Consider the following 22291-nt stretch of genomic DNA (forward strand, 5'->3'; position numbering starts at 1 on the left):
CGCTACGTCCGGCACAAGATCTGCGGGCACCCCGATATTCCGCCCGTCCATAACGCGAAATGCCAAGGATGCAGCTGGACGGCGCCGGAAGGCAGAGCCGCTGACGTCGATATCGACTGCATGAAACACACGGGGCTTTCCGGGCACACCCAATTCGAGCGAACAGCCCGATGGTCGACGTTCGTGGTGCGCGCAGAATAGGCGGCCAATAACGGGGGAATTGCCGCCTGAATTCACGGCCAGGGGCGCCCGATAAACGGCCGTCGCGGCGTCGATAAAGGGAGTCCGGTCGGCGATAAAGGCCGATATCGGGGGGCTCGGCGGGCGAGTGACGGCCATCGGGCTCGCTTCAGGGGATACCAAGGCGTGGCGGCGCTCTGACCTTGGGTCCCTGGGGGTCGATACCGCCTCTGACCTGCATCTTTGCGCCTTCGACCCATGATCATCCGTGGAATCCTGGGTGCGGGGAGAAAATAGGTCCCTAGGGCGTGGGGTCGCAGAGGGCCGCCTTGCAAGGCCGACAACAGCCCCCCTACCCCATTACCTAATTCCATTCCGCGTCGAGGTAATTCCTTTTCATCGGCTCCACCTTTCCTGAATTCCAAACTGCTTCGGGCGTCGTGAATTCAGCTCGCACTGCGGTCGACACGAAAGGCTTTATCGACATATTCAATGCAATTCACGTCACGACTTCAGCGAAACGCTTTGAATATGTCGAGCAGAGGCAATCCATTTCATCGACATTGCTTGCGATAACGTCGATGCGCGAACGGCGATAAACCGCGAATGTGTCATTGTATGTAGCAACGACAAAGCCTGTGTGATCACGATGGACGTAACCACACAGGCTGTCGGTCAGGCGAGGATCACGGCGCCTGACTTCTCACGCGTCACGAGAGGGCTGCGCGCAGCGTGAGGGTTCGGAGGTAGCTAGCGCGGGCACCGGGGCCCATGACCTGCCGCTGCTCGGCAGAGCGCACACCTACGGTGGTAGTGGTGTACGCAGGTTGCAGAACGGGACCACACTCGAAGAGGTCGACTCGCTGAAGACTGCGAGTCAACTCGTCGCCACGGTGCAGAGCACGCATAGCCGTGTCGGTGTCCAGTGTGCGACCGTTCGCGTCTTGCCACGTCTCAGAGATCACACGGAACCGAAAGCTCTGCCCACCGATGGCGCCTGCTGCCACGGCCTCACGAACGGCCTGGGCGGCGTCGCTCTCGAAGAGCCGGGCTTCCGTCCACAGGCCCACCGCGTCTTCCCGCGCGACTTGCATGGCCGCGATCGGGAGCGTGCCCACGCGAGGATCGGTACCGTGGGCGTACTGGACGAGGGGCGTGCGTCGGCTGAGGCTGTCCGTAAACGCTCCGGGCATGATCTGCTCCCGGAAGCTGACACCCATCTCGCGGATAATGGTGGGCTCATGGAACCTCGCGGCATACCCGACGAGAGTCCGCCCATCACCGGACGGGTTAGTGATGTCCCCGGAGGTGCGGAGTTCCACACCCCCGGGCCTGAAGGCCGCAGTCATCACGCAGTCGTGGGGACGTCGAGCAGGCGGAAGGCGTTCGTCGTCATCACATTGGAGCCGGTACGCAGCCAGAGCAGCGCTCCCCGCTCACCAGTCGGACGCCCATGCGATCCCATCAAGTTCGGGATGAACTCCAGTTGCGCCCCGACGCGATCGGCGATCACGAACTGCTGAAAGTCGCCGACGACCAACTGATAGTTGCTCTCGGTGACGCTTGCGCTCAGCGAGCCGTCCATGTCGCTGATCTCGTTCATGGGTCGGTTGAGGAGTCGCTGTGGTGACTGGGCCAACTCCGGGAACTTCAGAGCCCCGTTCGTGGTCTCCATCTGCCTTAGGCCGTTGATCACGCTCAGGTTCGCGGCCCACTGTGATCTTGCCTGGAAGCGCGGCGGCAGTGCCGCCTGGAGCGTGAACGGGTCCGCCGAGGACAGGGCCTCAGTGCCGCCACCTTGGATGACGCTAGAGCCATCGGAGACGAGGGCCGTGACGAGGCCGGTCGGCTGAGCGACGCCGGAGCCGGTGGTGTATGCGGTTGCCATCAACCGGTCTGCCGCATCCACCAAAATCATTTGAAGCGACTGGATGAAGCCGAGAGCGTCCCCGCCGACCTCAAACGAGTACGGGGTGAAGGCTGACGCCTTGTACACCGGCACAGCGGGCGACGCGAGCGCCGGAGACGCATCGGCGGCCTCTACTCCCTCACCCAGCCACTCGGCCGTAGTGCCAGCGCTTGTGACGCCCCTCCACTCACTGCTGACCGTTTGGACGACACGTGCGATGCGGCGCAGCGGGTTGGTACTACCGTCTGAAGTCAAGATCACCGTGGGGTCCAACGAAAGTGGCAGAAGGTAACCGCCTGACGACCCGGTGTTCTCGGCCATCGCCCGCTGCTCGCTGGCCACGGCGCGGACCTGGCGGAAAGCTTCATGTTCCTCCTGGCTCCAGTCCAAGTGGCCGCGTTCCGGATCTCCGGCCAGCGCCGCGAATGCCCGCTCGTAGGCCGGATTACCGGTCGCGATAGCCCAGCGGGCAGCCCAGGACTGCGCGGCCGGTGAACCCTTGCTGACGAGCCCCTCGACCTTCTCGGCGGCCTGGGAGGGAAGGATCCCGCCGGACGTCATCCGCTCCAGCGTCCGCATGGCGTTGTCCCGCATCGTCGGGGCCGTCGTCCGGGTGGCGGTGAGGCCGTCAGTCCCGCGCTCCACGTTGCCACCGCCACCGGCGGCAAGGGCCCTGATGCGCTCCACGGCGGCCTGGCCGGCCTTCTCGCGGGCAGTCAGCGCGTCCCACTCCTCCTGCGCCTCAGCGTCGAGTTCCCGGCCTTCAAACCGCTCGTGAAGGGCTTCCAGTGCGTCGCGGCATTCGGCCAACGTGAAACTGGCGATGTCGCGCTCTTCGCCGTCACCTTCGTAGGTCTTCTTACGTCGTGTCATGGTATTCAGTTGTTCCTTCGAAGCTAAGGGGAATTCCGAAGATCGTTCTTGGTAACCTGGGTTAACGTCGGCGATCTTCCGGACATGGGTTACTAGAGCCCTCAGACCGAAGGGGGCGACTACTGGCCCTGACTCGACGATCCACAGTTCCGACGGCTTTCAGGGGGCCCCTAGGCCCTGCTTTCAGCCGAAAGCGTCGAAACTCGGCGTTCTATTTTCTAGCTTACCATAAAATAAAGGGCCGCCCCATGATCAGGACGGCCCTTTTCTGGTTTTTACTGCCAGTCGTCGGGGATTTGGTTCGGCACTTCAGTGCTTATCCACCGAGCCCCGGGGAACTCGGTCACGTCGTCATCCATGATCCACTCGTAGGGGGCGGAAGCGATGTCCTCATAATCGACGTGGAAGAACACGACGGCGCCTTCCCTGCGCATACGCACAGCGAGTTCACCGGCCGCATCCCGCGCCCTCAGGGAAGCCTTCCAGTCGTCCTCAGGCAGATAGGCCATGGCGGCGCAGGGGACGTACCGCAGCTTCAGCCGTGCGAGTTTGCTGAGGTACTCAAGCTTAGGCATTCCGTCGTCACCGTACTCGATAGCGTCGTCGTTCACTTTGTGCCGCCTCTCTTCAGTTGTGTAGGCCGCCAGGGACACGCCCTGGCATGGGTGCCGGACAGCTCCACCTCTTCGCACACCAGGCAGTGCCGGGGTCTGGGAGCTTTCCTTCGGGCTTTCTGGGTCCGGCGGTATTCCGACCAGACGTCGACTTGAAGCAGGTCGGCGAGGGGGTCAGTTTCTGAGCCCACTAGAGGTAGTCCTCGCCGGGCGCATCCTGGGGCTGATACTTCCCGTCTGGTGTTTCGGCGAATAGCCATTCCCTGTCGATGGCGCCGAAGGTTTCCCCGCCGTAGGACATGCTGATCGTGTCGCCTTCGTGGCGGAAGATCACGAAGTTTTGGCCGGCCATGGCCCCTGCGACGCGGAGCCGGTAGCGGTCATCTTCGGAGAGGTTCAGCCATGCCGAGTCGATAGCGGCTTGGATCTTGATGCGCTGTTCTGCGTTCATGATCTCTTCTCCTTGTTCAGTTGTTGAGCAGGTCGCCGGGGACGGACCCTGAGCCGCGACCAGTCCGGCGCCCCCCTCCACCCAAGGGCTTTCATCTTCGCTTTCGGTGAAGCTGTCGGGTGAGGGTGTCGGGTGTCGGGAACCTAAAGGTTTCCCGACGCCGACAACACCCCCTCACAGGTGTTCTCCCGACATGTCGCGACACTGCGACACCCTTACTGACCTGCGTCGTTGTCGGCGAGGAGGATCCACCTCTTCTGCTGACCGGGTCCGGTATCCCCAACCGCGTCCGCGACACCCCTTCTGGCCATTTTGTTGAGGGCCTCAGAGATCGTTGAGCGCGTCAGCCCGTGGCCGTTCTTCTCCTTCACCGCGTCGCCGATCTCCTTTACCGACATGGCCCGGTCAGCGCTCAAGGCGTCGAGGATCTTCCGGTCTGCGGGGCTCAGCCCGTCATCAGGGCCGGAGCCGGAAGGCGTCTCGCTCACGCTGATCGAGTAGTGCATGGCGGAGCTGAGATCGTCCGGGTTGTCGGCCCGTACGCGGCGGATGAACGTCACATCCTCGTCGGCGACCTCATCTCCCGCGAACGACCACTTGAGGGCGGCCGTCGTCTCCTTGGTGACGGGGTCGGTGCTCTTACTGACCGCGGCCACGGAGATGAGGAAGCGTCCCCATTCGTTAGGGCCTGCTCCGGAACTGCGGTCGTGGCCTTTGCCCGAACCGGTCTTATTCCAGTGATGGCTGATGAGTAGCGTCGTCCCGGCGGCCTGCGTGATCTTCTGGACGCCGTTGAGGAGTGCGCCCATGGAGATGAGGTCGCTGCCTGTGGCGCCGCTCGCGGACAGGTACAGCGGGTCGACGATCACGAGTGCTGGTTTCCGCTCCGTGATGGCTTGCCGGATTAGTTCCAGATCACCCTGGTTTCCCAGCTTGGGCGCCGAGAACTCCGGGAAGATCGGGAGGGCGTTCACCTGCTCGCGGCTGAGTCCTTTGGCCGCGCCGATGGCGTGGATCCGGCGGAGTAGTTTCCGCTTGCCGCCCTCGCCATAGAAGATGATCACGGGGCCGCTCGTGTCGGTCGGGTAGTGACCGAGCCATGCCCCGCCGGATGCGCAGGAGACTGCCGCGTCGAGGACTGCCCACGTTTTGCCGGCCTTCTTCTCAGCGGAAAGCATCCCGTAGTCACCAGCCGAGATGACGGGCCGGAACAGCCATTGCGGGTCGCCTGCCGCAGCCACCTCGACGGCGACGTCAGCCAGTGACTGGACTGCGAACGCCGGGCCCCTCTCCTGTACGCGAAGGTACTGCACCACGTTGAGGACTTGGTCGAACTGGGCGCACTCGTCGGGAGACAACTCCCTGCGGATCTCATCGGCCGCGCCCGGGTCATCTGCACCTCGTTCAGCCAGGTAATGCAGGATGTTCGGTGTTATCATGTTAGGTAGCAACTCTCTCTGTTCAGTTGTAAGAGCGATGCCCTCGACGTGGCAGGTCGGGGGCATTCGTCTGTCTAGGCGGCCTCTGTGGAACGGCGCTTCGAGCGCGCGACGCTGGACGCGAAGGCGAGACGCTGGAAGTAAGCTTTGCGGGCGCTCTCGGCGCGCTTGGCGCGCTCCTGAGGGGGCAGGACACCCTCAGGGTCAACCTCCCGCTCGAAGCGGCTCAGAAACGCTTCGCGGGCGGGGGCGGTGTGGGCAGTGCGGTCGGCTGTCTTGGACCACTGGACATTCGCGGCGATCGACGCGCGGAGGGACCTCTGCTCGGGGGTGAGGGCCACTAGGGGCCTCCATTCGTGTTCTGTTGATGTTCAATTGTTTTGCGGATCTTTCAGGCTGTGCGCCCGGGTATCCCATTGTGTCCGGTTAGCGTAGCGTTTGGCTACTGTCTAGTAGGAAATGAGCTTGAGGTCACACGAGGGAGATCGACATGGAAATCAGGATCATGGGGCCAGGTTCGGGCGAATTCTGGACCCTCTCGCACAGGTACGCCGTGCTCGCCTATGGGTCACTGGTTGGCGACAGGGAGGGATGGCGACTCTCATGGTTCACGTCGCAAGGACTCCGCGATGAGTTCATCGGCTGCGGCGCGGATGAGCAGGCTAAGGCGTTAGAGCTTGCGCGGGAGTACCTACCCGAGGACTAGAGGTCGCCGAGATTGAGTTTCCGAGCCTCTTCTACGGCGCGGCGCTCGGAAGAGTGCTTTGTATACCGGTCGAGCATGTCGCGCCGTGTCCACCCGGCAACACTCATGAGTCCTTGCTCGGATCCGCCCGCCGCGAGCCATCGTGTAGCTGCCGTGTGCCGCAGCTTGTGCGGTGAGAAGCCGTCTATTCCTGCGACCTCTGACCGGCGGACCAAGGCGCCGTAGAGGGCCGGGTACTCGAAGGTGCGGCCACGGTCGCCAAGCCACAGATCCGGCAGGTGCGCCAGGCGGTGTTTCTTGCGCAGGGAGAGGTAGCGGTCTACCGCTGCGGCCGTCTGTGCGCTGAACGGCACTACCCGGCCCTTGCCGCCCTTGCCCCGTTCGATGGTCGCCTCAAATGTCTTGAGGTCGACGTCAGCCAGGGTCATGGCCACGACTTCACCGGCGCGGGCGCCTGTCTCGATCATGAAACGAACGATCGCTTCGTCCCGCCGGGCGCGGAAGTCCTTTTTATTCTTAGGGTTTTGGCACGCCTTGATCAAGTCCCGGCATTGATCATCAGACAGTGCCGGAACAACCTTCTGATCAACCTTCGGGGGCTTAAGACCGTCCAGTTTGTCACTGTCGATCTCACCCTCTTCGGCCAGCCACGCGGAGAAGCGGCGCAACGCCAACTGTCTTGACTTTGCCGTGGTTGCCGCCGCGCCGTCAGCGAGCAGTGAGGACACGAACGCGTTGGCTGTCGGCCGGTCGAGCAGCGGGGGGCGATCATGAGTCTCGCACCAGCGCAGGAACCCCTTCACGCCGTCGCCATAGACCTTGATCGTCTGCTGAGACTTCCGCTCTGCCGCGAGATGCAGTAGCCATGAGTTGAGGAGGCCGGATATGTCCGGGTCGTCTTGCTTCGACATGGCCGCAGTCTAGAGGCTGGATACCTACGACTAGAAGCGCTGCGCTCAAGAATAAAGTTGCCCCTATCCGTAAATTAGCAGGTCAGAGGCATCGATCAGGGCTTGACATATTTGAGGTAGTCGCCGAACACCATGGTCTGCGCGGGCGTGATGCCCAGCTCCCGCTGGAGGCCGCGCAGCGCGGCACCCTTATGCGCGGTGCGGTTCATGACGTCAACCCAGTGCTCCCCGGAGACGACGACCTGGTGGGTGGCCGCGAACCCGGCCAGGGCGGGGGCGGTGGTGTCCGCGGCGGAGCCGAAGTCGAACAGCGCCACCTTGATCACGTCGTCGTCGACGGCGGTGACGTCCTCGACGATCCGGTGCTCGACGTAGTACTTGCGGACCTCGGCCAGGAACGGTTCGTCGGTCCGCTCCACGTAGGCCGCCCGCTTGCCGCACACCACGGCGCCGGCGTCCACTCCGTCCGCGACCAGCCGTCGTACCGTCCGCGCGACCTCGGCGGCGACCGACCTGTCCAGCGGGTCGGAACTCAGCTCCGCGCCGTCGCGCACCACATACGTGCCGTTCTCGGCGATGAACACCATGCCGTCGGCCACCTCCGCGAACTGCCGGGCCAGCGTGGCGTACTGCCGGCCGCTCGCCGGGCTGAACAGCACACCGCGCCGGCGCAGTTCCGCGAGCATCGGCCACAGTCCGTCGGGGATCCGCTTGGCGTCGTCCAGCAGCGTGCCGTCCATGTCGGTGACGACGAGCCGGATGTCCGCCGCGCCGGCCGGCGGGCAGGGGGTGTCGATCAGGGGCGCGGGCGGCGTGGCGGGCATGTCGTTCTTCCGGTCGGCGGCGGGGGCGCTCTCCAGTGTCGCGTACGGCGGATTCCGGCCAGGGCGGCGGGGGTGGGGCCGCGCGGGCGCACCTTCGCGCCGACGTGCGCGTTCACCGGACAGCGGGAGTGACGAGCGGCACAATGACGGCGGAGCACCGCCCGGCCGGCCAGGACCGTCGAGGAGGACGTATGACCACCCTTGCCGACCCCGTGCCCGGCGGGCGCCCCGGCGACCTGCGCCGGGTCGCCGCGCTCACCGCGGACCTGACCGCGCGGGACGTGCACGGGATCGTCCTGGCGTACGTGGACACGGCGGGTGTCTGCCGGGTGAAGACGGTCCCGACGGCGCGGCTGGAGGCGGCCGTCTCGTGGGGCGTCGGCATGTCGCCCGTGTTCGACACGTTCCTCGCCGACGACTCGATCGTCACCACCGACGTCCTCGGCTCCCCCGACGGCGACCTGCGCCTCTACCCCGACCTCGACCAGCTGGTGCCCCTCGCCGCGCAGCCCGGCTGGGCCTGGGCGCCGGTGGACCGGATCACGCAGGAGGGCGAACGGCACCCGGGCTGCGCCAGGACCTTCCTGCGCCGGATCGTCACCGACGCCGCCGAACGGCACGGCATCGCCTTCAAGGCGGCCGTCGAGATCGAGTGGTGCGTCGGACTCGGCCCGGCGGCGGACGGCGCGTTCGTCCCGGCGGTGCGCGGCCCGGCGTACGGCGCGATCCGGCAGACCGGGCTGAGCGACTACACCGCCGCGCTGCTCGCCGCGTGCGCCGTGCAGGACATCGACGTCGACCAGCTGCATCCCGAGTACGCGCCCGGCCAGTTCGAGATCTCGGTGGGCGCGCTGGACCCGGTGGCGGCGGCCGACCGGAGCGTGCTGGTCCGGCAGACGATCCGGGCGGTGGCCGAACGGCACGGACTCACGGTGTCCTTCGCGCCCGCGGTGTCCGCCGAGGGCGTCGGCAACGGCGGCCATCTGCACCTGTCCGCCTGGCGCGACGGCGCCAACCTGCACGCCGGGGGCGAGGGCCGGTACGGCATGACGGCCGAGGCGGAGGCGTTCACGGCCGGGATCCTCGCCCGGCTCCCCGCGCTGACGGCCGTCACCGCGCCGAGCCCGGCCAGCTATCTGCGGCTCAGGCCGTCGCAGTGGGCCGGTGTCTTCACCGCGTGGGGCCGGGAGACCCGGGAGGCCGCGCTGCGGGTGGTGACCGGCACGGCGGGCCGCCGGGCGCACGACGCCAACCTGGAGGTCAAACCGGTCGACCTGGCGGCCAACCCGTATTTGGCGCTCGGCTGCGTGATCGCAGCCGGCCTCGACGGTGTGACCGCCGCCCTGCCCCTCGGCGAGGAGATCACCGGCGACCCGGCCCGCTACGGCCCCGACGAGGCCGCCGCGCTCGGCGTACGGCGGCTGCCCACCTCGCTGCCCGAGGCGGTCGAGGCGTTCCGCACCGACGACGTGCTGCGGGCCGCGCTGGGCCCGGTCCTGGCGGACGCGGTGACCGCTGTACGGCTCGGGGAGGCGGCCGCCGTGGACGGTCTCGACGACGCCCGGGTGGCGGCGGCCTACCGCTGGGCGTACTGACGATGGCGGCGCCCGGCCCGGTGCACGAGGCGCTCGCCGCCCTGCCGCTGGTGGACCACCACTGCCACGGCGCCGTCACCGCCGACCTCGGCCCGGCGGAGTTCGAGTCCCTGATCACCGAGGGCGAGCGCTGGCCCGGCATGTCGACGTTCGACAGCCCGGTCGGCGTGGCCGTGCGCCGGCACTGCGCGCCCCTGCTGGACCTCCCCCGGCACGCGCCCGCCGCCGACTATCTGGCCCGGCGCGCCGAGCTGGGCTGGCGGGAGGTCAACCGGCGGTTCCTCACCGCGGCCGGTGTGGAGGCGTTCTGCGTCGACACCGGGTACACCCCGCACCCCGTCACCTCCCCCGCCCGACTGGCCGCGGCCTCGGGTGCGGCCGGCTACGAGGTCGTACGGCTGGAGCAGCTCGCGGAGACGGTGGCCGCGCGGGGTGTGGAGCCGGGCGAGTACGCGGACGTGGTCCGGGCGGCCGCCGAGGAGGCGGTACGCCGGCCGGGCGTGGTCGGCGTGAAGTCGGTGGCCGCGTACCGCACCGGCTTCGCCCTGGACCCGGCCCGACCCGGCGCCGCCGACGTCACGGCCGCCGCCGCGCGGTGGCTCGCCCGCGGCGGCCGCCTGGACGACCCGGTCCTGGTACGGCACCTGCTGTGGAGCGCCGTCGGCCTCGGCCTGCCGCTGCAACTGCACACGGGGTTCGGCGACGCCGACGTCCGCCTGCACCACGCCGACCCGGCCCTCCTCACCGACTGGCTGCACCTGACCTCCGGCACGATCGACGTCCTGCTGCTGCACTGCTGGCCGTACCAGCGTCAGGCCGCCTACCTGGCCACGGTGTTCGAGCGGGTGCACCTGGACGTCGGACTGGCCCTGCACTACACCGGCCCGGCACGGGCGCGGGCGGTGCTCGCGGAGGCCCTGGAGATCACCCCGTACCGCAAGCTGCTCTACAGCTCGGACGCGTACGGCGTGGCCGAATTCCACCACCTGGGGGCGCTGTCCTTCCGGCAGGGTCTGGCCGACCTCCTCCAGTCCCGGGTGGACGCCGACGAGTTGAGCCTGCCCGACGCCCTGCGGTACGCGACCTGGGCCGGCCGCGACAACGCCCGACGCCTCTACGGCCTGACCGAAAACGAACCCGCCCGCGACAGCAGCGGATGCCCCACCCGGAAAGTATGATCAAGCAATGTCTGACATGACCGAAACCACGCCCGGCTGGCTGGCCACGGACGAGCTGGAAATGGCCAGGGCCCGGATGCCGATCCTGTACGTCGAGGCCGTGCCCGTGCGCGTGGACGACAGCGGCGAAGTCACCAGCATCGGGCTGCTGCTGCGCATCGGCCCGGACGGAACGGTCAGCCGGACCCTGGTCTCCGGCCGTGTCCTGCACCACGAGCGGGTCCGCGACGCGCTGCTGCGCCACCTGGAGAAGGACCTGGGCCCGGTCGCCCTGCCGCGCATCCCGTCCTCCCTGCAGCCGTTCACGGTCGCCGAGTACTTCCCGACGGCCGGGATCACCCCGTACCACGACCCCCGCCAGCACGCGGTGTCCCTCGCCTACGTGGTGCCGGTGACCGGTGACTGCCGGCCCCGGCAGGACGCGCTGGACCTGGTGTGGTTCAGCCCGCAGGAGGCGGCGTCGGCGGCCGTGCAGAACGAGATGCCGGGCGGGCACGGGGCGCTGCTGAAGCAGGCCCTCGCGCACGTCGGCGTCGTGTCCTGACCCCTGCGCCGGGTTTGTCGGCATCCCTGGGGCAACGCCTGCACCAGAAGCACCAAAACAATGGCAAAGGGGTCTGGGGAAACGGCGGTTGGCCGTGCGAAGGTGCGGGCCATGAGCACAGAGCACGTCCTCGACCAGCGGCCCCGCAGCCATGCCCGCCTCCTCGCACCCGCGAACAAGGTGCCGGAGGTGACCGTCTACTTCTGGATCATCAAGGTCCTCACCACCGGCATGGGCGAGACCGCGTCCGACTTCCTGGCCCACCTCTTCGGGCCCATCCCGGCGGTCGGGCTGGGCGGGGCCGGGCTGGTGGCGGCGCTCGTGCTCCAGTTCGCCGTCCGCCGGTACGTGGCCTGGATCTACTGGACGGCCATCGTCATGGTCAGCGTGTTCGGCACGATGGCCGCGGACGTGCTGCACGTCGGCATCGGCGTCCCCTACGCCCTGTCCACGCCGGCCTTCCTGCTGGTCCTGGCCGCCGTCTTCGCCCTCTGGTACGCCAGTGAGCGGACGCTGTCGATCCACAGCATCCGCACCCGCCGCCGGGAGACCTTCTACTGGGCGGCCGTCCTCGCCACCTTCGCCCTCGGCACCGCGGCCGGCGACCTCACCGCCTCGGTCGGGCTCGGCTACCTCGGCTCGGTCGTCCTGTTCGCCCTGGCCATCTGCGTCCCGGCGCTCGCCCACCGGGCCGGCACCCTCGGCGCGGTGACCGCGTTCTGGACGGCGTACGTCATCACCCGCCCGCTCGGCGCCTCGATCGCCGACTGGATGGCGGTGTCCAAGGCGCGCGGCGGTCTGGAGTGGGGGCTGGGCCCGGTCACCCTGTCGTGGACGGTGGCGATCCTCGGCTTCGTGGCGTACCTGGCGGTGTCGGGCCGGGACAAGGAGCGGCCGGCCTGACCGGCCGGGACATGCGAGAGGGCCCCTCGCGTGCCCGAAGGGCCCTCTCGCGTGCCAAGCCCCTGGCATACGAAAGGACCCCCGCGAGCTGCTGCCCGCGGGGGCCCTTCACACCGTCGGGACGACAGGATTTGAACCTGCGACCCCTTGACCCCCAGTCAAGTGCGCTACCAAGCTGCGCCACGTCCCGGTGCCGTTTGACCTGGGGTTTCCCCGGTCGAAACGCGCAGGGAAACAATACCGCACTCGGGTCGGTGGTCGCGCACCCGTTTTCGGGGACGCGGGGCGCCTTCTCCGGGACGCGGGGCGTCGGGGACGTACGGGATTCAGGTACGCCTCCCGCATGCCCGCCCGGCTCCGCCTCGCCGACGCGCCGCGCATCGGTGTTCCGCACCGCCTCGCCACCGGCCCGCACCCCGGTGCCACCCCTCTCCTCGCCCCGCCCATGTCCGCCCGATCCCGTCTCGCCGGCACGCCGCGCATCGGTGTCGCCCGTCATCCCTCGCGCTCCCTCCCCTGACCGCCGTCGTACTCGCCACTCCGGTGCACAGCGGACCGCTTTCCTGGCCGATGCCGCCGCGCCGGGCGGCCGGTGCCGCAGGCAGGGGCAGCGGTACACGCCCGGGTGCCGTCTCTGCCGGCCCTGCGCTCCAGCCCGCGCCCCGCCCGGATCCCGCCCGGTCCGCTCCCCCGTCCGCGCCCCGAGTCCGCGCCTCCGGCCGGAGGCGGTGCGCGGGGTGTCGCCACCGCCGGCCCGGCCGCCTCCCCCATGCCCCGGCACGGAATGCGCCGCGGGCGTCGCGCGGGATCATGTCATGTCGGGTCCCCGTGCGCCGGGGTATTTCAGGGTTCGCGCGAGACGCCCACCCCGGGGTGGGCGTCGAGGAGGCGGGGTGGGGCTGCCTGGCGCCAGGAGTCGGCCAGGATGGCGCGCAGTTCGTCCTCGTCGTCCAGGGCGGCGAGTCTCGCTCTCACCCAGGCGAACTGGGCCTCGTGGCCGGCGATCCAGAACTTCTCCGGCTCGGCCAGCACCAGTTCGTCGCGCTCCTCCTTGGGGCAGCGCACGGCGAGGGACGTCTCCTCCTCGGGCAGCGTGGCGAACATCTTCCCGGCGACCCGGAAGGTGGGCATGCTCCAGGCGATCTTCTCCGTCGTGTCCGGCAGGGACAGGGCGATACGGCGTACATCCTCGGCATCCGGCATGCCACGAACGTAGCCCGTGCCACTGACAACCGCCCCGGTGCTCAGTCCTGGGCCGCCGCTCCCAGGGCGTCGAGCACCGGCCGGATCAGCGGATGGCCCTCGGCGCCGCGTCGTACGGCGGCGAAGACGCGCCGGGTCGGGGCCACGCCGTCGACGGGGCGGACGACCACACCGGTGAGGTCCATGCCGCGCAGCGCGGAGCGGGGCACGAGGGCGACGCCCGCGTCGGCGGAGGCCAGCGCGACGACCGCGCGGAAGTCGTCGGAGGAGTGTTCGAGGCGGGGCTGGTATCCGGCGCTCTCGCAGGCCAGGACGACCACGTCGTGGCAGGGGTTGCCGGGATAGGGGCCGATCCACGGATCCTTCGCCAGTTCGGCGAGGGGGACCTCCGGGGCGTCCGCGAGCCGGTGTCCGAGGGGGACGACGGCGTCGAAGGGCTCGGCGTACAGGGAGACGTGGGTCAGCCGGGGGTCGTCGGCGGCCGGCGCCCCCCGGTACTCGACCGCGACGGCCACGTCGACCTGCCGGTCCAGGACCATGGGGAGGCTGGCGTCGCCCTCGGCGTCCTGGACGCGGATGCGTATGCCCGGCGCGCTGTGCGCGAGCCGGGCCACGGCGGGCGCGACGACTTGGGCGATGCCGGTCGCGAAGGCGGCCACGGTGACCGTGCCGGCCTCGCCCGAGCCGTACGCGGCCAGCTCGGCCTCGGCGCGCTCCAGCTGGGCGAGGACCGCGTTGGTGTGGCTGAGCAGGATCTCACCGGCCGGGGTGAGCCGTACGCCCTTTGCGCTCCGCTCGACGAGCCGGTGCCCGGTCTCCTGCTCCAGGGCCGTGAGCTGCTGGGAGACGGCGGAGGGGGTGAGGTAGAGCGCGGCGGCCGCCGCCGTGACCGTGCGGTGGTCGGCCACCGCACGGAGGATGTGGAGCCGCCGTGCCTCGATCATGCCCCCATTATCCCAGGGCGTCGGTCCTGGTCAGGCCCTCAGCTCCGCGCGCGCTGCGATGAACGCGTCGATCGCCCGGTTGACGTCCTCGGTGGAGTGCGCGGCGGACAGCTGGACGCGGATACGGGCCTGGCCCTGCGGGACGACCGGGTAGGAGAAGCCGATCACGTACACGCCGCGCTCCAGCAGCAGCTCGGCCATGCGGCCGGCCTCCGAGGCGTCGCCGATCATGACGGGCGCGATGGCGTGATCGCCGGGGAGGATGTCGAAGCCCTCCTCGGTCATCCGGCGGCGGAACAGCGCGGTGTTCTCGGCGAGGCGGACCCGCAGGTCGTCGGCCGACTCCAGGAGGTCGAGGACCTTCAGGGAGGCGGCGGCGATGACCGGGGCGAGGGTGTTGGAGAACAGGTACGGGCGGGAGCGCTGGCGCAGCAGGGCGACGATCTCGGCGCGGGCGGCGACGTAGCCGCCGGAGGCGCCGCCGAGGGCCTTGCCGAGCGTGCCGGTGATGATGTCGACGCGGTCCATGACACCGTGCAGCTCGGGCGTACCGCGACCGGTGGGGCCGACGAAGCCGACGGCGTGGGAGTCGTCGACCATGACCATGGCGTCGTAGCGGTCGGCGAGGTCGCAGATCTCCGCGAGGGGCGCCACGTAGCCGTCCATGGAGAAGACGCCGTCGGTGACGATCAGCTTGCGCCGGGCGTCGCCCGCGGCCTTGAGCTGGGTCTCCAGATCGGCCATGTCGCGGTTGGCGTAGCGCAGTCGCTGGGCCTTGCTGAGGCGGATGCCGTCGATGATGGAGGCGTGGTTGAGGGCGTCGGAGATCACCGCGTCCTCGGGGCCGAGGAGGGTCTCGAAGACACCGCCGTTGGCGTCGAAGCAGGAGGAGTAGAGGATCGTGTCCTCCTGCCCGAGGAACGCGGCGAGGCGGGCCTCCAGCTCCTTGTGCACCTCCTGGGTGCCGCAGATGAAGCGGACGGAGGCCATGCCGTAGCCCCAGCGGTCCAGGGCCTCGTGGGCGGCGGCGACCACGTCGGGGTGGTCGGCGAGGCCGAGGTAGTTGTTGGCGCAGAAGTTGAGGACCTCGCCGGGGCGGCCGCCCGCGGTGACGTTCACGGTCGCGGACTGCGGGGTGCCGATGACCCGCTCGGGCTTGTGCAGTCCGGCGGCACGGATCTCGTCGAGGGTGGTACGCAGGTCGTCTCGAACAGAGTTGAACATGAGGGACTCCATCAAGTGCGGGGCGAGTGAGCCGAAGGGGCGCGCCTGTGTCGAGGGACCGAGCGCGCGGAGGCCCGAAGGGTTGAGAACGGTCGGTTCCTCGACACAGGCTTTGGCGCCCCGGAGGTGAACCGAGCCGGAAATCAAGCAGTCCAGTCCAGGATGATCTTGCCGCTGGTGCCGGACGCCGCGTCGGCGAAGGCGGCCTCGTGGTCGCGGTAGCCGTAGCGGCCGGTGATCACGGGAGCGAGGTCCAGGCCGCCCTCCAGCAGGACGGACATCGCGTACCAGGTCTCGAACATCTCGCGGCCGTAGATGCCCTTGATGGTGAGCATCGAGGTGACGATCCGGGACCAGTCGACCGGGAACTCCTCGGCGGGCAGGCCGAGCATGGCGATGCGGCCGCCGTGCGTCATGTTGGCGATCATGTCCCGCATGGCCTCGGCGCGGCCGGACATCTCCAGGCCGATGTCGAAGCCCTCGCGCAGCCCCAGTTCGCGCTGGCCGTCGGCGATCGTGGACCGGGACACGTTCAGCGCCAGGCTGACGCCGATCTTGCGGGCCAGTTCCAGGCGCTCCTCGCTGACGTCGGTGATGACGACGTTGCGGGCGCCGGCGTGCCGGGCGACGGCGGCGGCCATCAGGCCGATCGGGCCCGCACCGGTGATCAGGACGTCCTCGCCGACCAGCGGGAAGGACAGCGCGGTGTGCACGGCGTTTCCGAACGGGTCGAAGATCGCGGCGACGTCGAGGTCGACGGGGACGCGGTGCACCCACACGTTGGACGCGGGCAGGGCGACGTACTCCGCGAAGGCGCCGTCGCGGCCGACCCCGAGCCCGAGGGTGGCCCGGCACAGGTGGCGGCGGCCGGCCAGGCAGTTGCGGCATTTGCCGCACACCAGGTGGCCCTCGCCGCTGACCCGGTCGCCGATGCGGATGTCGGCGACGTCGCGGCCGGTCTCGACCACCTGGCCGACGAACTCGTGTCCGACGACGAGGGGGGTGCGGATCGCCTGCTGCGCCCAGCCGTCCCAGGCCCGGATGTGCAGGTCGGTCCCGCAGATACCGGTCCGCATGACCTTGATCAGCACATCACCGGGTCCGATGGCGGGCTCGGGTACGTCCGTGAGCCGGAGTCCGGGCTCCGCCTTCTCCTTGACCAGCGCCTTCACGCGTGCCGCTCCTGTGGGGTGAGGTCCCGGCCGCGGGGCATGCCGAAGGAGCCCGCGCCGGGTCAGAGGGGTGGAATCACCCTGCAATCTGCCGTATCGGGGGCCCCGGGGTCCATCGAGCTTTTCTTAACCGCCGCCACAGCTTTCCTTCACGCCCCGCACTGCACGCCTGACCGCGGGCCCGGCCGGTCACGGCGGCAGGCCGTCCTCGGCCGACCGTTCGAGGCGTACGGCGAGGTCGGCGGCCAGCGCCTTGATGGTCTCCAGGCCTGCCTTCCCCCAGGCCCGCGGCGCCACGTCGGACACACTCACCGTGCCGAGGGCCATGCCGGAGCTATCGAGGAGCGGGGCGCCGAGGTAGGAGCGGATGCCGTACTCGTCGACGACGGGGTTGCCGGCGAACCGCGGGTAGTCGCTGACGTCCTCCAGGACCAGCGCCTTGCGGCGGACCACGACGTGCGGGCAGAAGCCGTGGCCGCGCGGCAGGACACGGCCGACCTCAGGGCTGGTGCCGTCCTCCCGGACCACGGGCGGGAACACCGGGACGCGCAGTCCGGCGAAGAACTGGCGTTGCTCGCCGATGAAGTTGACCATGGCGTAGGGCGCGCCGGTGAGCTGGGCGAGGTGGTCGGCGAAGGCGTCGAGGGCGGGTTCGGGCCGCTCGCCGAGGCCGAGCCGGCGCAGCCGGTGCACGCGGGCGGGGGCCTCCTTGTCCTCGGGGGTGAGCAGCAGGCCCCTGACGGGCCGGGGCGGCTCATAGCTCATGTCCGGGCTCCGTCGCGGTGGGCGAACCTCATGTGCGGGCTCCGTGGGCGGTGTGTCGGGTGACTGATGGTGAGTGAAGCGGGGTCGGCTGCGGGCGGTGGGGCGGGGTCGGACGGGTCACAGGTGGGCGCTGCGGCTCGGGGCGGGCGCCGGGGTGTGGGCGAGGAGGTGGCGGACGAGGACCAGCAGGGTCTGCACGCCGGAACTGGAGATGCGGGCGTCGCAGCGGACGACCGGGATCCGCGGGTCGAGGTCGAGGGCGGACCGTACCTCCTCGGGGTCGTAGCGGTAGCCGCCGTCGAACTCGTTGATGGCGATGATGAAGGCGAGGCCGCGTTCCTCGAAGAAGTCGACGGCCGCGAAGCACTCCTGGAGGCGGCGGGTGTCGGCGAGGATCACGGCGCCGAGGGCGCCCTCGGACAGTTCGTCCCACATGAACCAGAACCGCTCCTGTCCGGGCGTGCCGAACAGGTACAGGACGTGCTGCGGGTCGAGGGTGATGCGCCCGAAGTCCATGGCGACGGTCGTCTCGACCTTGTTCTCGATGCCGTCGAGGTTGTCCGTGGCGGCGCTGACCGTGGTGAGCAGTTCCTCCGTGCTGAGCGGGGCGATCTCGCTGACCGCGCCCACGAAGGTCGTCTTGCCGACCCCGAACCCGCCCGCCACCAGGATCTTGAGCGCGGTCGGGAACGGGTCAGAGCTGTCGTCGTAGTCCATCGAGCACTGCCTCCAGCAGAGACCGGTCAGTGGGGTTGTGGTGGAAGGCGGGGGGCTTGGTGGTCAGCGCCCCGCAGTCGACGAGGTCGGACAGCAGCACCTTGGTGACCACCGCGGGCAGGGTGAGGTGGGCGGCGACCTCGGCGACCGAGACGGGGGCCCGGCACAGGTCGAGCGCCTGGGCGTGCTCGGGGCCGAGGTAGCCGAGCGGGGTGACGCCGGTGGCCATCACCTGGGACATCAGGTCGAGGGCGATGCTGGGCTCGGTGCGGCCGTTGCTGACCGTGAAGGGTCGCACCAGGCGTCCGGCCGCGTCGTCGAGCCAGGGCCCGTCGCCGGCTGTGGCCACGCTCACGGCCTCGTCGCCGTGGGTTCGACGGCGTGCTGCCGGGGTGCGGTGACCAGATAGGGGCGGACGCTCTTGACGAGCATGGCCATCTCGTAGCCGAGCACGGCGGCGTCGGCCTCGCGGCCGGCGAGCACGGCGAGGCAGGTGCCGGAGCCGGCGGTGGTGACGAACAGCAGGGTCGAGTCGAGTTCGACGACGACCTGCCGTACGTCCCCGCCGTCGCCGAACCGGACGCCCGCGCTGCGGCCGAGGGAGTACAGGCCGGAGGCCAGGGCCGCCATGTGGTCGGCGCTGTCCGGGTCGAGGCCGTGCATGGACTTCACGAGTCCGTCGCAGGACAGCAGCACGGCGCTGGCGGTGTGCGGGACGCGTTGCACGAGGCCGCTGAGCAGCCAGTCGAGGTCGGATGCCTGGGCGGTCGGCGCATCGCTCGCCATGGTGGATCGACTCCTTGGGGTACGAAGGTCTGTGGAAGCGGGGGGTGGGCGGGTGAGGTCGCCACAGCTTCAGGCGTCGGGCGTCATCCGGCCGGTGCGCTCCCGTCGGCACGACCGGAAAACTCGGTCCCGGGCGCGGGGGCGTGCGCCTGGGCGCGGGGTATGGGTGGCTGACCGGGTGCGGCCGGAGCCGCCCCCGACGGACCGTCACCCACCGGCTCCTGGAACGGAACGGGCAACGCCCTGACGCGGGTCTGGTGTCCGGCGCCGCTGCCCCCCTCGGCGCCCGGGGCCAGATGAAGCATGTCCAGAGCCGACGGCGTCAACTCTCCGCCGGACCGTCCGCGTCCGAGCTCGGCCCCGTCGGAAGACTGACCCCGCCGCGGAAGTGCCGGCGCCGACGGCAGACTCCCACCGTGCCGCTCACGCTCGCCACCGGACGACTGGGACGCCGGATCGTACGACAGCGATTCGGCTGCCGGTGGCGGCACAGCCCGGGCCCGTACGGGGAGTTCGCTGCGGGCCGGTTCGCCGGACAGCTGCGGGCCCAGATCGTACGGAAGCGGATCGGCTGCTGATGGCCGCACCGCCCGGGTACGTACGGGGAGGTCGCTGCCGGCGGGCTCGCCGGACGGCTGCGCGGCCGAATCGTACGGAAGCGGATCGGCTGCTGATGGCCGCACCGCCCGGGCGCGTACCGGGAGTTCACCGCCGGCGGGCTCGCCGGTCGGGGCCTCATGGGGCGCCTTCGGCGTGGTGGGCTGCCAGGGTGCCGGGTCCGTGTGGCCGGCGGCCTCGCCCGTGGGCTCGCTCCAGGGGGGAGCCGCGTGCGCAGGCTCCTCGGGTCCGGGCTGCTCCAGGTGCTGCTGTGCCTCGGCCAGGCCGATACCGCGCTGGAAGGCGGCCATCAGGCCGGGGTCGTGGCCCGCGACGGTGTCGGTGTCCGGGCGGGGGGCGGGGCCGCCCCGCAGTTGGGGCACGATGTGCTCCTGGGCGCGGCGGCGGGGCAGTCGGGGCTTGTCCATAGTGCCGCGTACGGCGCCCGCGCGCGGGGTGGGCGCCAGGCCGGCGTGGGCCTCGACGGTCACCCGGTCCTCGGCGCTGACCCCGGGCACGGCCTCGGCGGGGTTGGCCCGCCGCTCCCCGGCCCCGCGCACGGGCAGGGGGGCCGGCGCGTCCCCGGCCCGCGCCCCCGCCGTCGAGCCGGTCCCGGTCCTCCCGCTCCCGCCCTGCGCGTCCCCGAGCGGCCCACGCTCGGGGTGCACGGACGCGAGCCGGGCGGTGCCGTTGGTTCCGTCGCCCACGGCCTCGCTCGGCGCGGCGCCGTTCCACGCGCTCCCGTTCAGAGGTGCGACGTTCGGCGCGGCGCCGTTCCTGGCCGCCGGGGCGGCGCGTCCGGGTGTGCGGAGTGCGTGCCGGCGGCGGCCGGCGGCGGGGGGCCGGGCGGGCGCGCTCGGCGCGGCGGACGGGTCGTCGGCCGGCGCGGCGCCCGGACCGTTCGCCCGGTCGTCGTCCGCCTCCACCGCCCCTGCGTCACCCGTCTCCGCCGTGGCCCGGCCCTGCGCGCCGCCGACGGAACCGGGGATGCCACCGGCCGGCACCGCCTGCCACTCCGCCTGCGGCCCTGCCTGCGCGGGAATCGCCGCTTCAGGACGGGCGCCCTGCGGGGAGTGCGGCGCCGGCACCGCCAACCGCCCGCCGGCCGACGCCTCCTGCGGTCCCACCGTTCCGGTTCGGGCCGCGGGCGCGGCCGGTGCCGTGCCCAGCAGGGCCTGGGGGACGACGAGTACGGCCTGTACGCCGCCGTAGATGTTGGTCTGCAGGCGCACATGGATGCCGTGGCGGCGGGCGAGTTGGGAGACGACGTAGAGGCCGATGCGGCCGTCGGCCAGCAGGCTGGCGACGTTGACCTGGTCGGGGTCGGCGAGCAGGGCGTTCATCCTGCTCTGTTCGCCGACCGGCATGCCGAGCCCGCGGTCCTCGACCTCCACGGCGAGCCCGGAGGTCACGAGGTTGGCGCGGAGCAGCACCTGGGTGTGCGGCGCGGAGAACACCGTGGCGTTCTCGACGAGTTCGGCGAGCAGGTGGATCACGTCGGCGACGGCGTGCCCGCGCAGTTCGCCGTCGATGGGCGGCACCAGCTTGACCCGGGAGTACTGCTCGACCTCGGCGATGGCGGAGCGCAGCACCTCGGTCATGTCGACCGGGTTGCTCCACTGCCTGCGGGAGACGGCGCCGCCGAGCACGGCGAGGTTCTCCGCGTGCCGGCGGATGCGGGTGGCGAGGTGGTCGACGTGGAAGAGGCCCTTGAGCAGGTCGGGGTCCTCGATCTGGTTCTCCAGGTCGTCCAGGATCGAGATCTCCCGGTGCACGAGGGACTGGAGCCGCCGCGCGAGGTTGACGAAGACCTCCAGTTTCTGCTCGCTGCCGGCCTGGCTGGAGAGCTGGGCCGCCTGCACGACGGCGGTGACGGCGCCGTCGTGCGCGCGGGCCAGGTCGGCGGCGAGGAGCTCGAAGTCGTCGGCGTCCTCCGGCGGCCCGCGGCGCGCCGCGCGGTGCGGCGGGTCCTCTCCCTGGCGGAGTGCCTCGACGAGGTCGAGCAGGTCGGCCTCGCCGCGGGCGGCCGTGCGGCGCAGGGCGCCGATCCGGTCGGCGACCTGGCGGGCCGCACGGTCCGCGGCCACGGCGGCGGTCAGCACTCCCGCGACGGTCACGGCGACCGCGCCCGCGAGCACGGCCCACAGGGTGGGCCCCGGGTGCGCGCCGGTGGAGCGGACGCTGAACAGCACGGCCGCGCTCGCGCTGAGCGCGACCGCGACGGGCGGCAGCACCGCGAGCCGCATCAGCTGTGGCCGTATGTGCGTCTCGGGCAGTGCGGGGGCGGGTCGGGCGACCGGTCGCCCGTGCCGGCCGCCCTCACGGCGGTCGGGTCGGGCGGCCGGTGCGCGGAGGTGAGACATCTGCGTCCTCGTACTGGTCCGTCGGGCTGCCATCCGGACACTCACAGTAGTCGCCAGAGCATCATGTGCGGTGGGCAGTTGACAAAGTCCCCCGCGGACAGTCCCGCTCTGGTATGAGGCTTCGTACGACAGACCGATGACCTTTTCGGACGGGTGAGGCAGACCCGAAAGGGTTCGATACGACCTGGTCAAAAGCGATCAGCGGCGCAAGGGGTGCCCGGAAGGTCTCGTGCGCCCCCTATCCCATCGCACGCCTCGATGCGCGCCGCCCCGCACCCCGGGCGGCACGCGGCACTCGCGCCCACACCCGCGGAACCGTCACTCACAGTATCGGCGTTGGCCTGCGCTCAGGGGCGTTGTCAGTGGTGCTCCGTACTGTGAAGCCATCATCCG

General features: G+C 70.2%; 22 protein-coding genes, 1 tRNA gene and 1 pseudogene. 6 read left to right on the plus strand and 18 right to left on the minus strand.

Annotation, left to right across the window (positions count from 1 at the left end):
- Nucleotides 1-890: 890 nt before the first annotated feature.
- The 6 genes from DBP14_RS03185 to DBP14_RS03210 all read right to left on the minus strand — a co-directional run bounded on the left by DBP14_RS03185 (nucleotide 891) and on the right by DBP14_RS03210 (nucleotide 5807).
- The gene (locus DBP14_RS03185) at nucleotides 891-1529 is read right to left on the minus strand and encodes an HK97 family phage prohead protease (RefSeq protein WP_129305524.1); all 639 of its coding nucleotides are present in this window, start codon (nucleotides 1527-1529) and stop codon (nucleotides 891-893) included.
- Nucleotides 1529-2962: a phage major capsid protein gene (locus tag DBP14_RS03190; RefSeq protein ID WP_129305525.1), complete on the minus strand. Its 1434-nt coding sequence runs from the start codon at nucleotides 2960-2962 to the stop codon at nucleotides 1529-1531. The genes DBP14_RS03185 and DBP14_RS03190 overlap by 1 nt, the downstream gene beginning before the upstream one ends.
- Before the next feature lie 275 nt (nucleotides 2963-3237).
- Complete coding sequence (locus tag DBP14_RS03195; protein ID WP_129305526.1) at nucleotides 3238-3573, minus strand: hypothetical protein; 336 nt, start codon at nucleotides 3571-3573, stop codon at nucleotides 3238-3240.
- 193 nt (nucleotides 3574-3766) lie between these two features.
- The gene (locus DBP14_RS03200) at nucleotides 3767-4027 is read right to left on the minus strand and encodes a hypothetical protein (protein WP_129305527.1); all 261 of its coding nucleotides are present in this window, start codon (nucleotides 4025-4027) and stop codon (nucleotides 3767-3769) included.
- A 215-nt stretch (nucleotides 4028-4242) separates the two neighbouring features.
- On the minus strand, nucleotides 4243-5466 hold the full coding sequence (locus DBP14_RS03205; RefSeq protein WP_164992243.1) for an AAA family ATPase: 1224 nt from the start codon (nucleotides 5464-5466) through the stop codon (nucleotides 4243-4245).
- Between the two features lie 74 nt (nucleotides 5467-5540).
- The gene (locus tag DBP14_RS03210; protein ID WP_206739195.1) at nucleotides 5541-5807 is read right to left on the minus strand and encodes a hypothetical protein; all 267 of its coding nucleotides are present in this window, start codon (nucleotides 5805-5807) and stop codon (nucleotides 5541-5543) included.
- A gap of 149 nt (nucleotides 5808-5956) precedes the next feature.
- On the opposite strand from DBP14_RS03210, the gene DBP14_RS03215 reads away from it, so the two are divergent.
- Nucleotides 5957-6172, plus strand: a complete 216-nt coding sequence (locus DBP14_RS03215) for a hypothetical protein (RefSeq protein ID WP_129305529.1) — start codon at nucleotides 5957-5959, stop codon at nucleotides 6170-6172.
- On the opposite strand, the gene DBP14_RS03220 is transcribed toward DBP14_RS03215, so the two are convergent.
- Both DBP14_RS03220 and DBP14_RS03225 read right to left on the minus strand, forming a co-directional pair.
- Nucleotides 6169-7083, minus strand: a complete 915-nt coding sequence (locus tag DBP14_RS03220; RefSeq protein WP_129305530.1) for a tyrosine-type recombinase/integrase — start codon at nucleotides 7081-7083, stop codon at nucleotides 6169-6171. The two genes, DBP14_RS03215 and DBP14_RS03220, sit on opposite strands and share 4 nt — an antisense overlap.
- 113 nt (nucleotides 7084-7196) lie before the next feature.
- Nucleotides 7197-7907, minus strand: a pseudogene (locus DBP14_RS03225) (HAD-IIB family hydrolase); the annotation flags it as partial.
- Nucleotides 7908-8098: 191 nt separating this feature from the next.
- On the opposite strand from DBP14_RS03225, the gene DBP14_RS03230 reads away from it, so the two are divergent.
- From DBP14_RS03230 to DBP14_RS03245, 4 genes are all read left to right on the plus strand, one after another.
- The gene (locus tag DBP14_RS03230; protein ID WP_129305532.1) at nucleotides 8099-9502 is read left to right on the plus strand and encodes a glutamine synthetase family protein; all 1404 of its coding nucleotides are present in this window, start codon (nucleotides 8099-8101) and stop codon (nucleotides 9500-9502) included.
- A 2-nt stretch (nucleotides 9503-9504) separates the two neighbouring features.
- Nucleotides 9505-10680 carry an amidohydrolase family protein gene (locus DBP14_RS03235; RefSeq protein WP_129305533.1) on the plus strand — a complete coding sequence of 392 codons (1176 nt, stop codon included), beginning with the start codon at nucleotides 9505-9507 and terminating at the stop codon, nucleotides 10678-10680.
- A 16-nt stretch (nucleotides 10681-10696) separates the two neighbouring features.
- Nucleotides 10697-11224, plus strand: a complete 528-nt coding sequence (locus tag DBP14_RS03240; RefSeq protein ID WP_164992487.1) for an NUDIX hydrolase family protein — start codon at nucleotides 10697-10699, stop codon at nucleotides 11222-11224.
- A 111-nt stretch (nucleotides 11225-11335) separates the two neighbouring features.
- A complete protein-coding gene (locus tag DBP14_RS03245; RefSeq protein WP_129305535.1) occupies nucleotides 11336-12127 on the plus strand; it encodes a hypothetical protein in 792 nt (263 codons plus the stop codon).
- A gap of 116 nt (nucleotides 12128-12243) precedes the next feature.
- On the opposite strand, the gene DBP14_RS03250 is transcribed toward DBP14_RS03245, so the two are convergent.
- Nucleotides 12244-12317, minus strand: a tRNA-Pro gene (locus DBP14_RS03250).
- Nucleotides 12318-12470: 153 nt separating this feature from the next.
- Here DBP14_RS03250 and DBP14_RS35925 point away from each other — a divergent pair.
- Complete coding sequence (locus DBP14_RS35925) at nucleotides 12471-12647, plus strand: hypothetical protein (protein WP_164992244.1); 177 nt, start codon at nucleotides 12471-12473, stop codon at nucleotides 12645-12647.
- A 323-nt stretch (nucleotides 12648-12970) separates the two neighbouring features.
- Here the strand turns inward: DBP14_RS35925 and DBP14_RS03255 are convergent, their stop codons facing one another.
- The 9 genes from DBP14_RS03255 to DBP14_RS03295 all read right to left on the minus strand — a co-directional run bounded on the left by DBP14_RS03255 (nucleotide 12971) and on the right by DBP14_RS03295 (nucleotide 21898).
- Nucleotides 12971-13330, minus strand: a complete 360-nt coding sequence (locus DBP14_RS03255; RefSeq protein ID WP_129305536.1) for an MmcQ/YjbR family DNA-binding protein — start codon at nucleotides 13328-13330, stop codon at nucleotides 12971-12973.
- Nucleotides 13331-13371: 41 nt separating this feature from the next.
- The gene (locus DBP14_RS03260; RefSeq protein ID WP_129305537.1) at nucleotides 13372-14274 is read right to left on the minus strand and encodes a LysR family transcriptional regulator; all 903 of its coding nucleotides are present in this window, start codon (nucleotides 14272-14274) and stop codon (nucleotides 13372-13374) included.
- Nucleotides 14275-14304: 30 nt separating this feature from the next.
- A complete protein-coding gene (locus DBP14_RS03265; protein WP_129305538.1) occupies nucleotides 14305-15498 on the minus strand; it encodes a glycine C-acetyltransferase in 1194 nt (397 codons plus the stop codon).
- Between the two features lie 143 nt (nucleotides 15499-15641).
- Nucleotides 15642-16670, minus strand: a complete 1029-nt coding sequence (gene tdh / locus DBP14_RS03270; RefSeq protein ID WP_129305539.1) for an L-threonine 3-dehydrogenase — start codon at nucleotides 16668-16670, stop codon at nucleotides 15642-15644.
- A gap of 189 nt (nucleotides 16671-16859) precedes the next feature.
- Nucleotides 16860-17435, minus strand: a complete 576-nt coding sequence (locus DBP14_RS03275) for a GAF domain-containing protein (protein WP_129305540.1) — start codon at nucleotides 17433-17435, stop codon at nucleotides 16860-16862.
- 117 nt (nucleotides 17436-17552) lie between these two features.
- Entirely contained in the window at nucleotides 17553-18152 is a 600-nt protein-coding gene (locus DBP14_RS03280) for an ATP/GTP-binding protein (RefSeq protein ID WP_129305541.1), read from the minus strand.
- Nucleotides 18130-18501: a DUF742 domain-containing protein gene (locus tag DBP14_RS03285; RefSeq protein ID WP_129311649.1), complete on the minus strand. Its 372-nt coding sequence runs from the start codon at nucleotides 18499-18501 to the stop codon at nucleotides 18130-18132. Before DBP14_RS03285 ends, DBP14_RS03280 begins: the two co-directional genes overlap by 23 nt.
- Nucleotides 18502-18503: 2 nt before the next feature.
- The gene (locus tag DBP14_RS03290) at nucleotides 18504-18938 is read right to left on the minus strand and encodes a roadblock/LC7 domain-containing protein (RefSeq protein ID WP_129305542.1); all 435 of its coding nucleotides are present in this window, start codon (nucleotides 18936-18938) and stop codon (nucleotides 18504-18506) included.
- Nucleotides 18939-19021: 83 nt separating this feature from the next.
- A complete protein-coding gene (locus DBP14_RS03295) occupies nucleotides 19022-21898 on the minus strand; it encodes an ATP-binding protein (RefSeq protein ID WP_347239634.1) in 2877 nt (958 codons plus the stop codon).
- Between the last annotated feature and the right edge of the window lie 393 nt (nucleotides 21899-22291).

Origin of the sequence: Streptomyces sp. L2 (genome assembly GCF_004124325.1) — a bacterium.
Lineage (GTDB): Bacteria > Actinomycetota > Actinomycetes > Streptomycetales > Streptomycetaceae > Streptomyces.

What these genes read in the sequence shown, in the direction of transcription:
- DBP14_RS03220 (WP_129305530.1), bottom strand. Translation starts at nt 7,083, where the DNA reads ATGTCGAAGCAAGACGACCCGGACATATCCGGCCTCCTCAACTCATGG.
- DBP14_RS03280 (WP_129305541.1), bottom strand. Translation starts at nt 18,152, where the DNA reads ATGGACTACGACGACAGCTCTGACCCGTTCCCGACCGCGCTCAAGATC.
- DBP14_RS35925 (WP_164992244.1), top strand. Translation starts at nt 12,471, where the DNA reads ATGCCCGCCCGGCTCCGCCTCGCCGACGCGCCGCGCATCGGTGTTCCG.
- DBP14_RS03295 (WP_347239634.1), bottom strand. Translation starts at nt 21,898, where the DNA reads ATGTCTCACCTCCGCGCACCGGCCGCCCGACCCGACCGCCGTGAGGGC.
- DBP14_RS03265 (WP_129305538.1), bottom strand. Translation starts at nt 15,498, where the DNA reads ATGTTCAACTCTGTTCGAGACGACCTGCGTACCACCCTCGACGAGATC.
- DBP14_RS03240 (WP_164992487.1), top strand. Translation starts at nt 10,697, where the DNA reads ATGACCGAAACCACGCCCGGCTGGCTGGCCACGGACGAGCTGGAAATG.
- DBP14_RS03260 (WP_129305537.1), bottom strand. Translation starts at nt 14,274, where the DNA reads ATGATCGAGGCACGGCGGCTCCACATCCTCCGTGCGGTGGCCGACCAC.
- DBP14_RS03255 (WP_129305536.1), bottom strand. Translation starts at nt 13,330, where the DNA reads ATGCCGGATGCCGAGGATGTACGCCGTATCGCCCTGTCCCTGCCGGAC.
- DBP14_RS03205 (WP_164992243.1), bottom strand. Translation starts at nt 5,466, where the DNA reads ATGATAACACCGAACATCCTGCATTACCTGGCTGAACGAGGTGCAGAT.
- DBP14_RS03185 (WP_129305524.1), bottom strand. Translation starts at nt 1,529, where the DNA reads ATGACTGCGGCCTTCAGGCCCGGGGGTGTGGAACTCCGCACCTCCGGG.
- DBP14_RS03215 (WP_129305529.1), top strand. Translation starts at nt 5,957, where the DNA reads ATGGAAATCAGGATCATGGGGCCAGGTTCGGGCGAATTCTGGACCCTC.
- DBP14_RS03245 (WP_129305535.1), top strand. Translation starts at nt 11,336, where the DNA reads ATGAGCACAGAGCACGTCCTCGACCAGCGGCCCCGCAGCCATGCCCGC.
- DBP14_RS03200 (WP_129305527.1), bottom strand. Translation starts at nt 4,027, where the DNA reads ATGAACGCAGAACAGCGCATCAAGATCCAAGCCGCTATCGACTCGGCA.
- DBP14_RS03290 (WP_129305542.1), bottom strand. Translation starts at nt 18,938, where the DNA reads ATGGCGAGCGATGCGCCGACCGCCCAGGCATCCGACCTCGACTGGCTG.
- DBP14_RS03275 (WP_129305540.1), bottom strand. Translation starts at nt 17,435, where the DNA reads ATGAGCTATGAGCCGCCCCGGCCCGTCAGGGGCCTGCTGCTCACCCCC.
- DBP14_RS03190 (WP_129305525.1), bottom strand. Translation starts at nt 2,962, where the DNA reads ATGACACGACGTAAGAAGACCTACGAAGGTGACGGCGAAGAGCGCGAC.
- DBP14_RS03230 (WP_129305532.1), top strand. Translation starts at nt 8,099, where the DNA reads ATGACCACCCTTGCCGACCCCGTGCCCGGCGGGCGCCCCGGCGACCTG.
- DBP14_RS03235 (WP_129305533.1), top strand. Translation starts at nt 9,505, where the DNA reads ATGGCGGCGCCCGGCCCGGTGCACGAGGCGCTCGCCGCCCTGCCGCTG.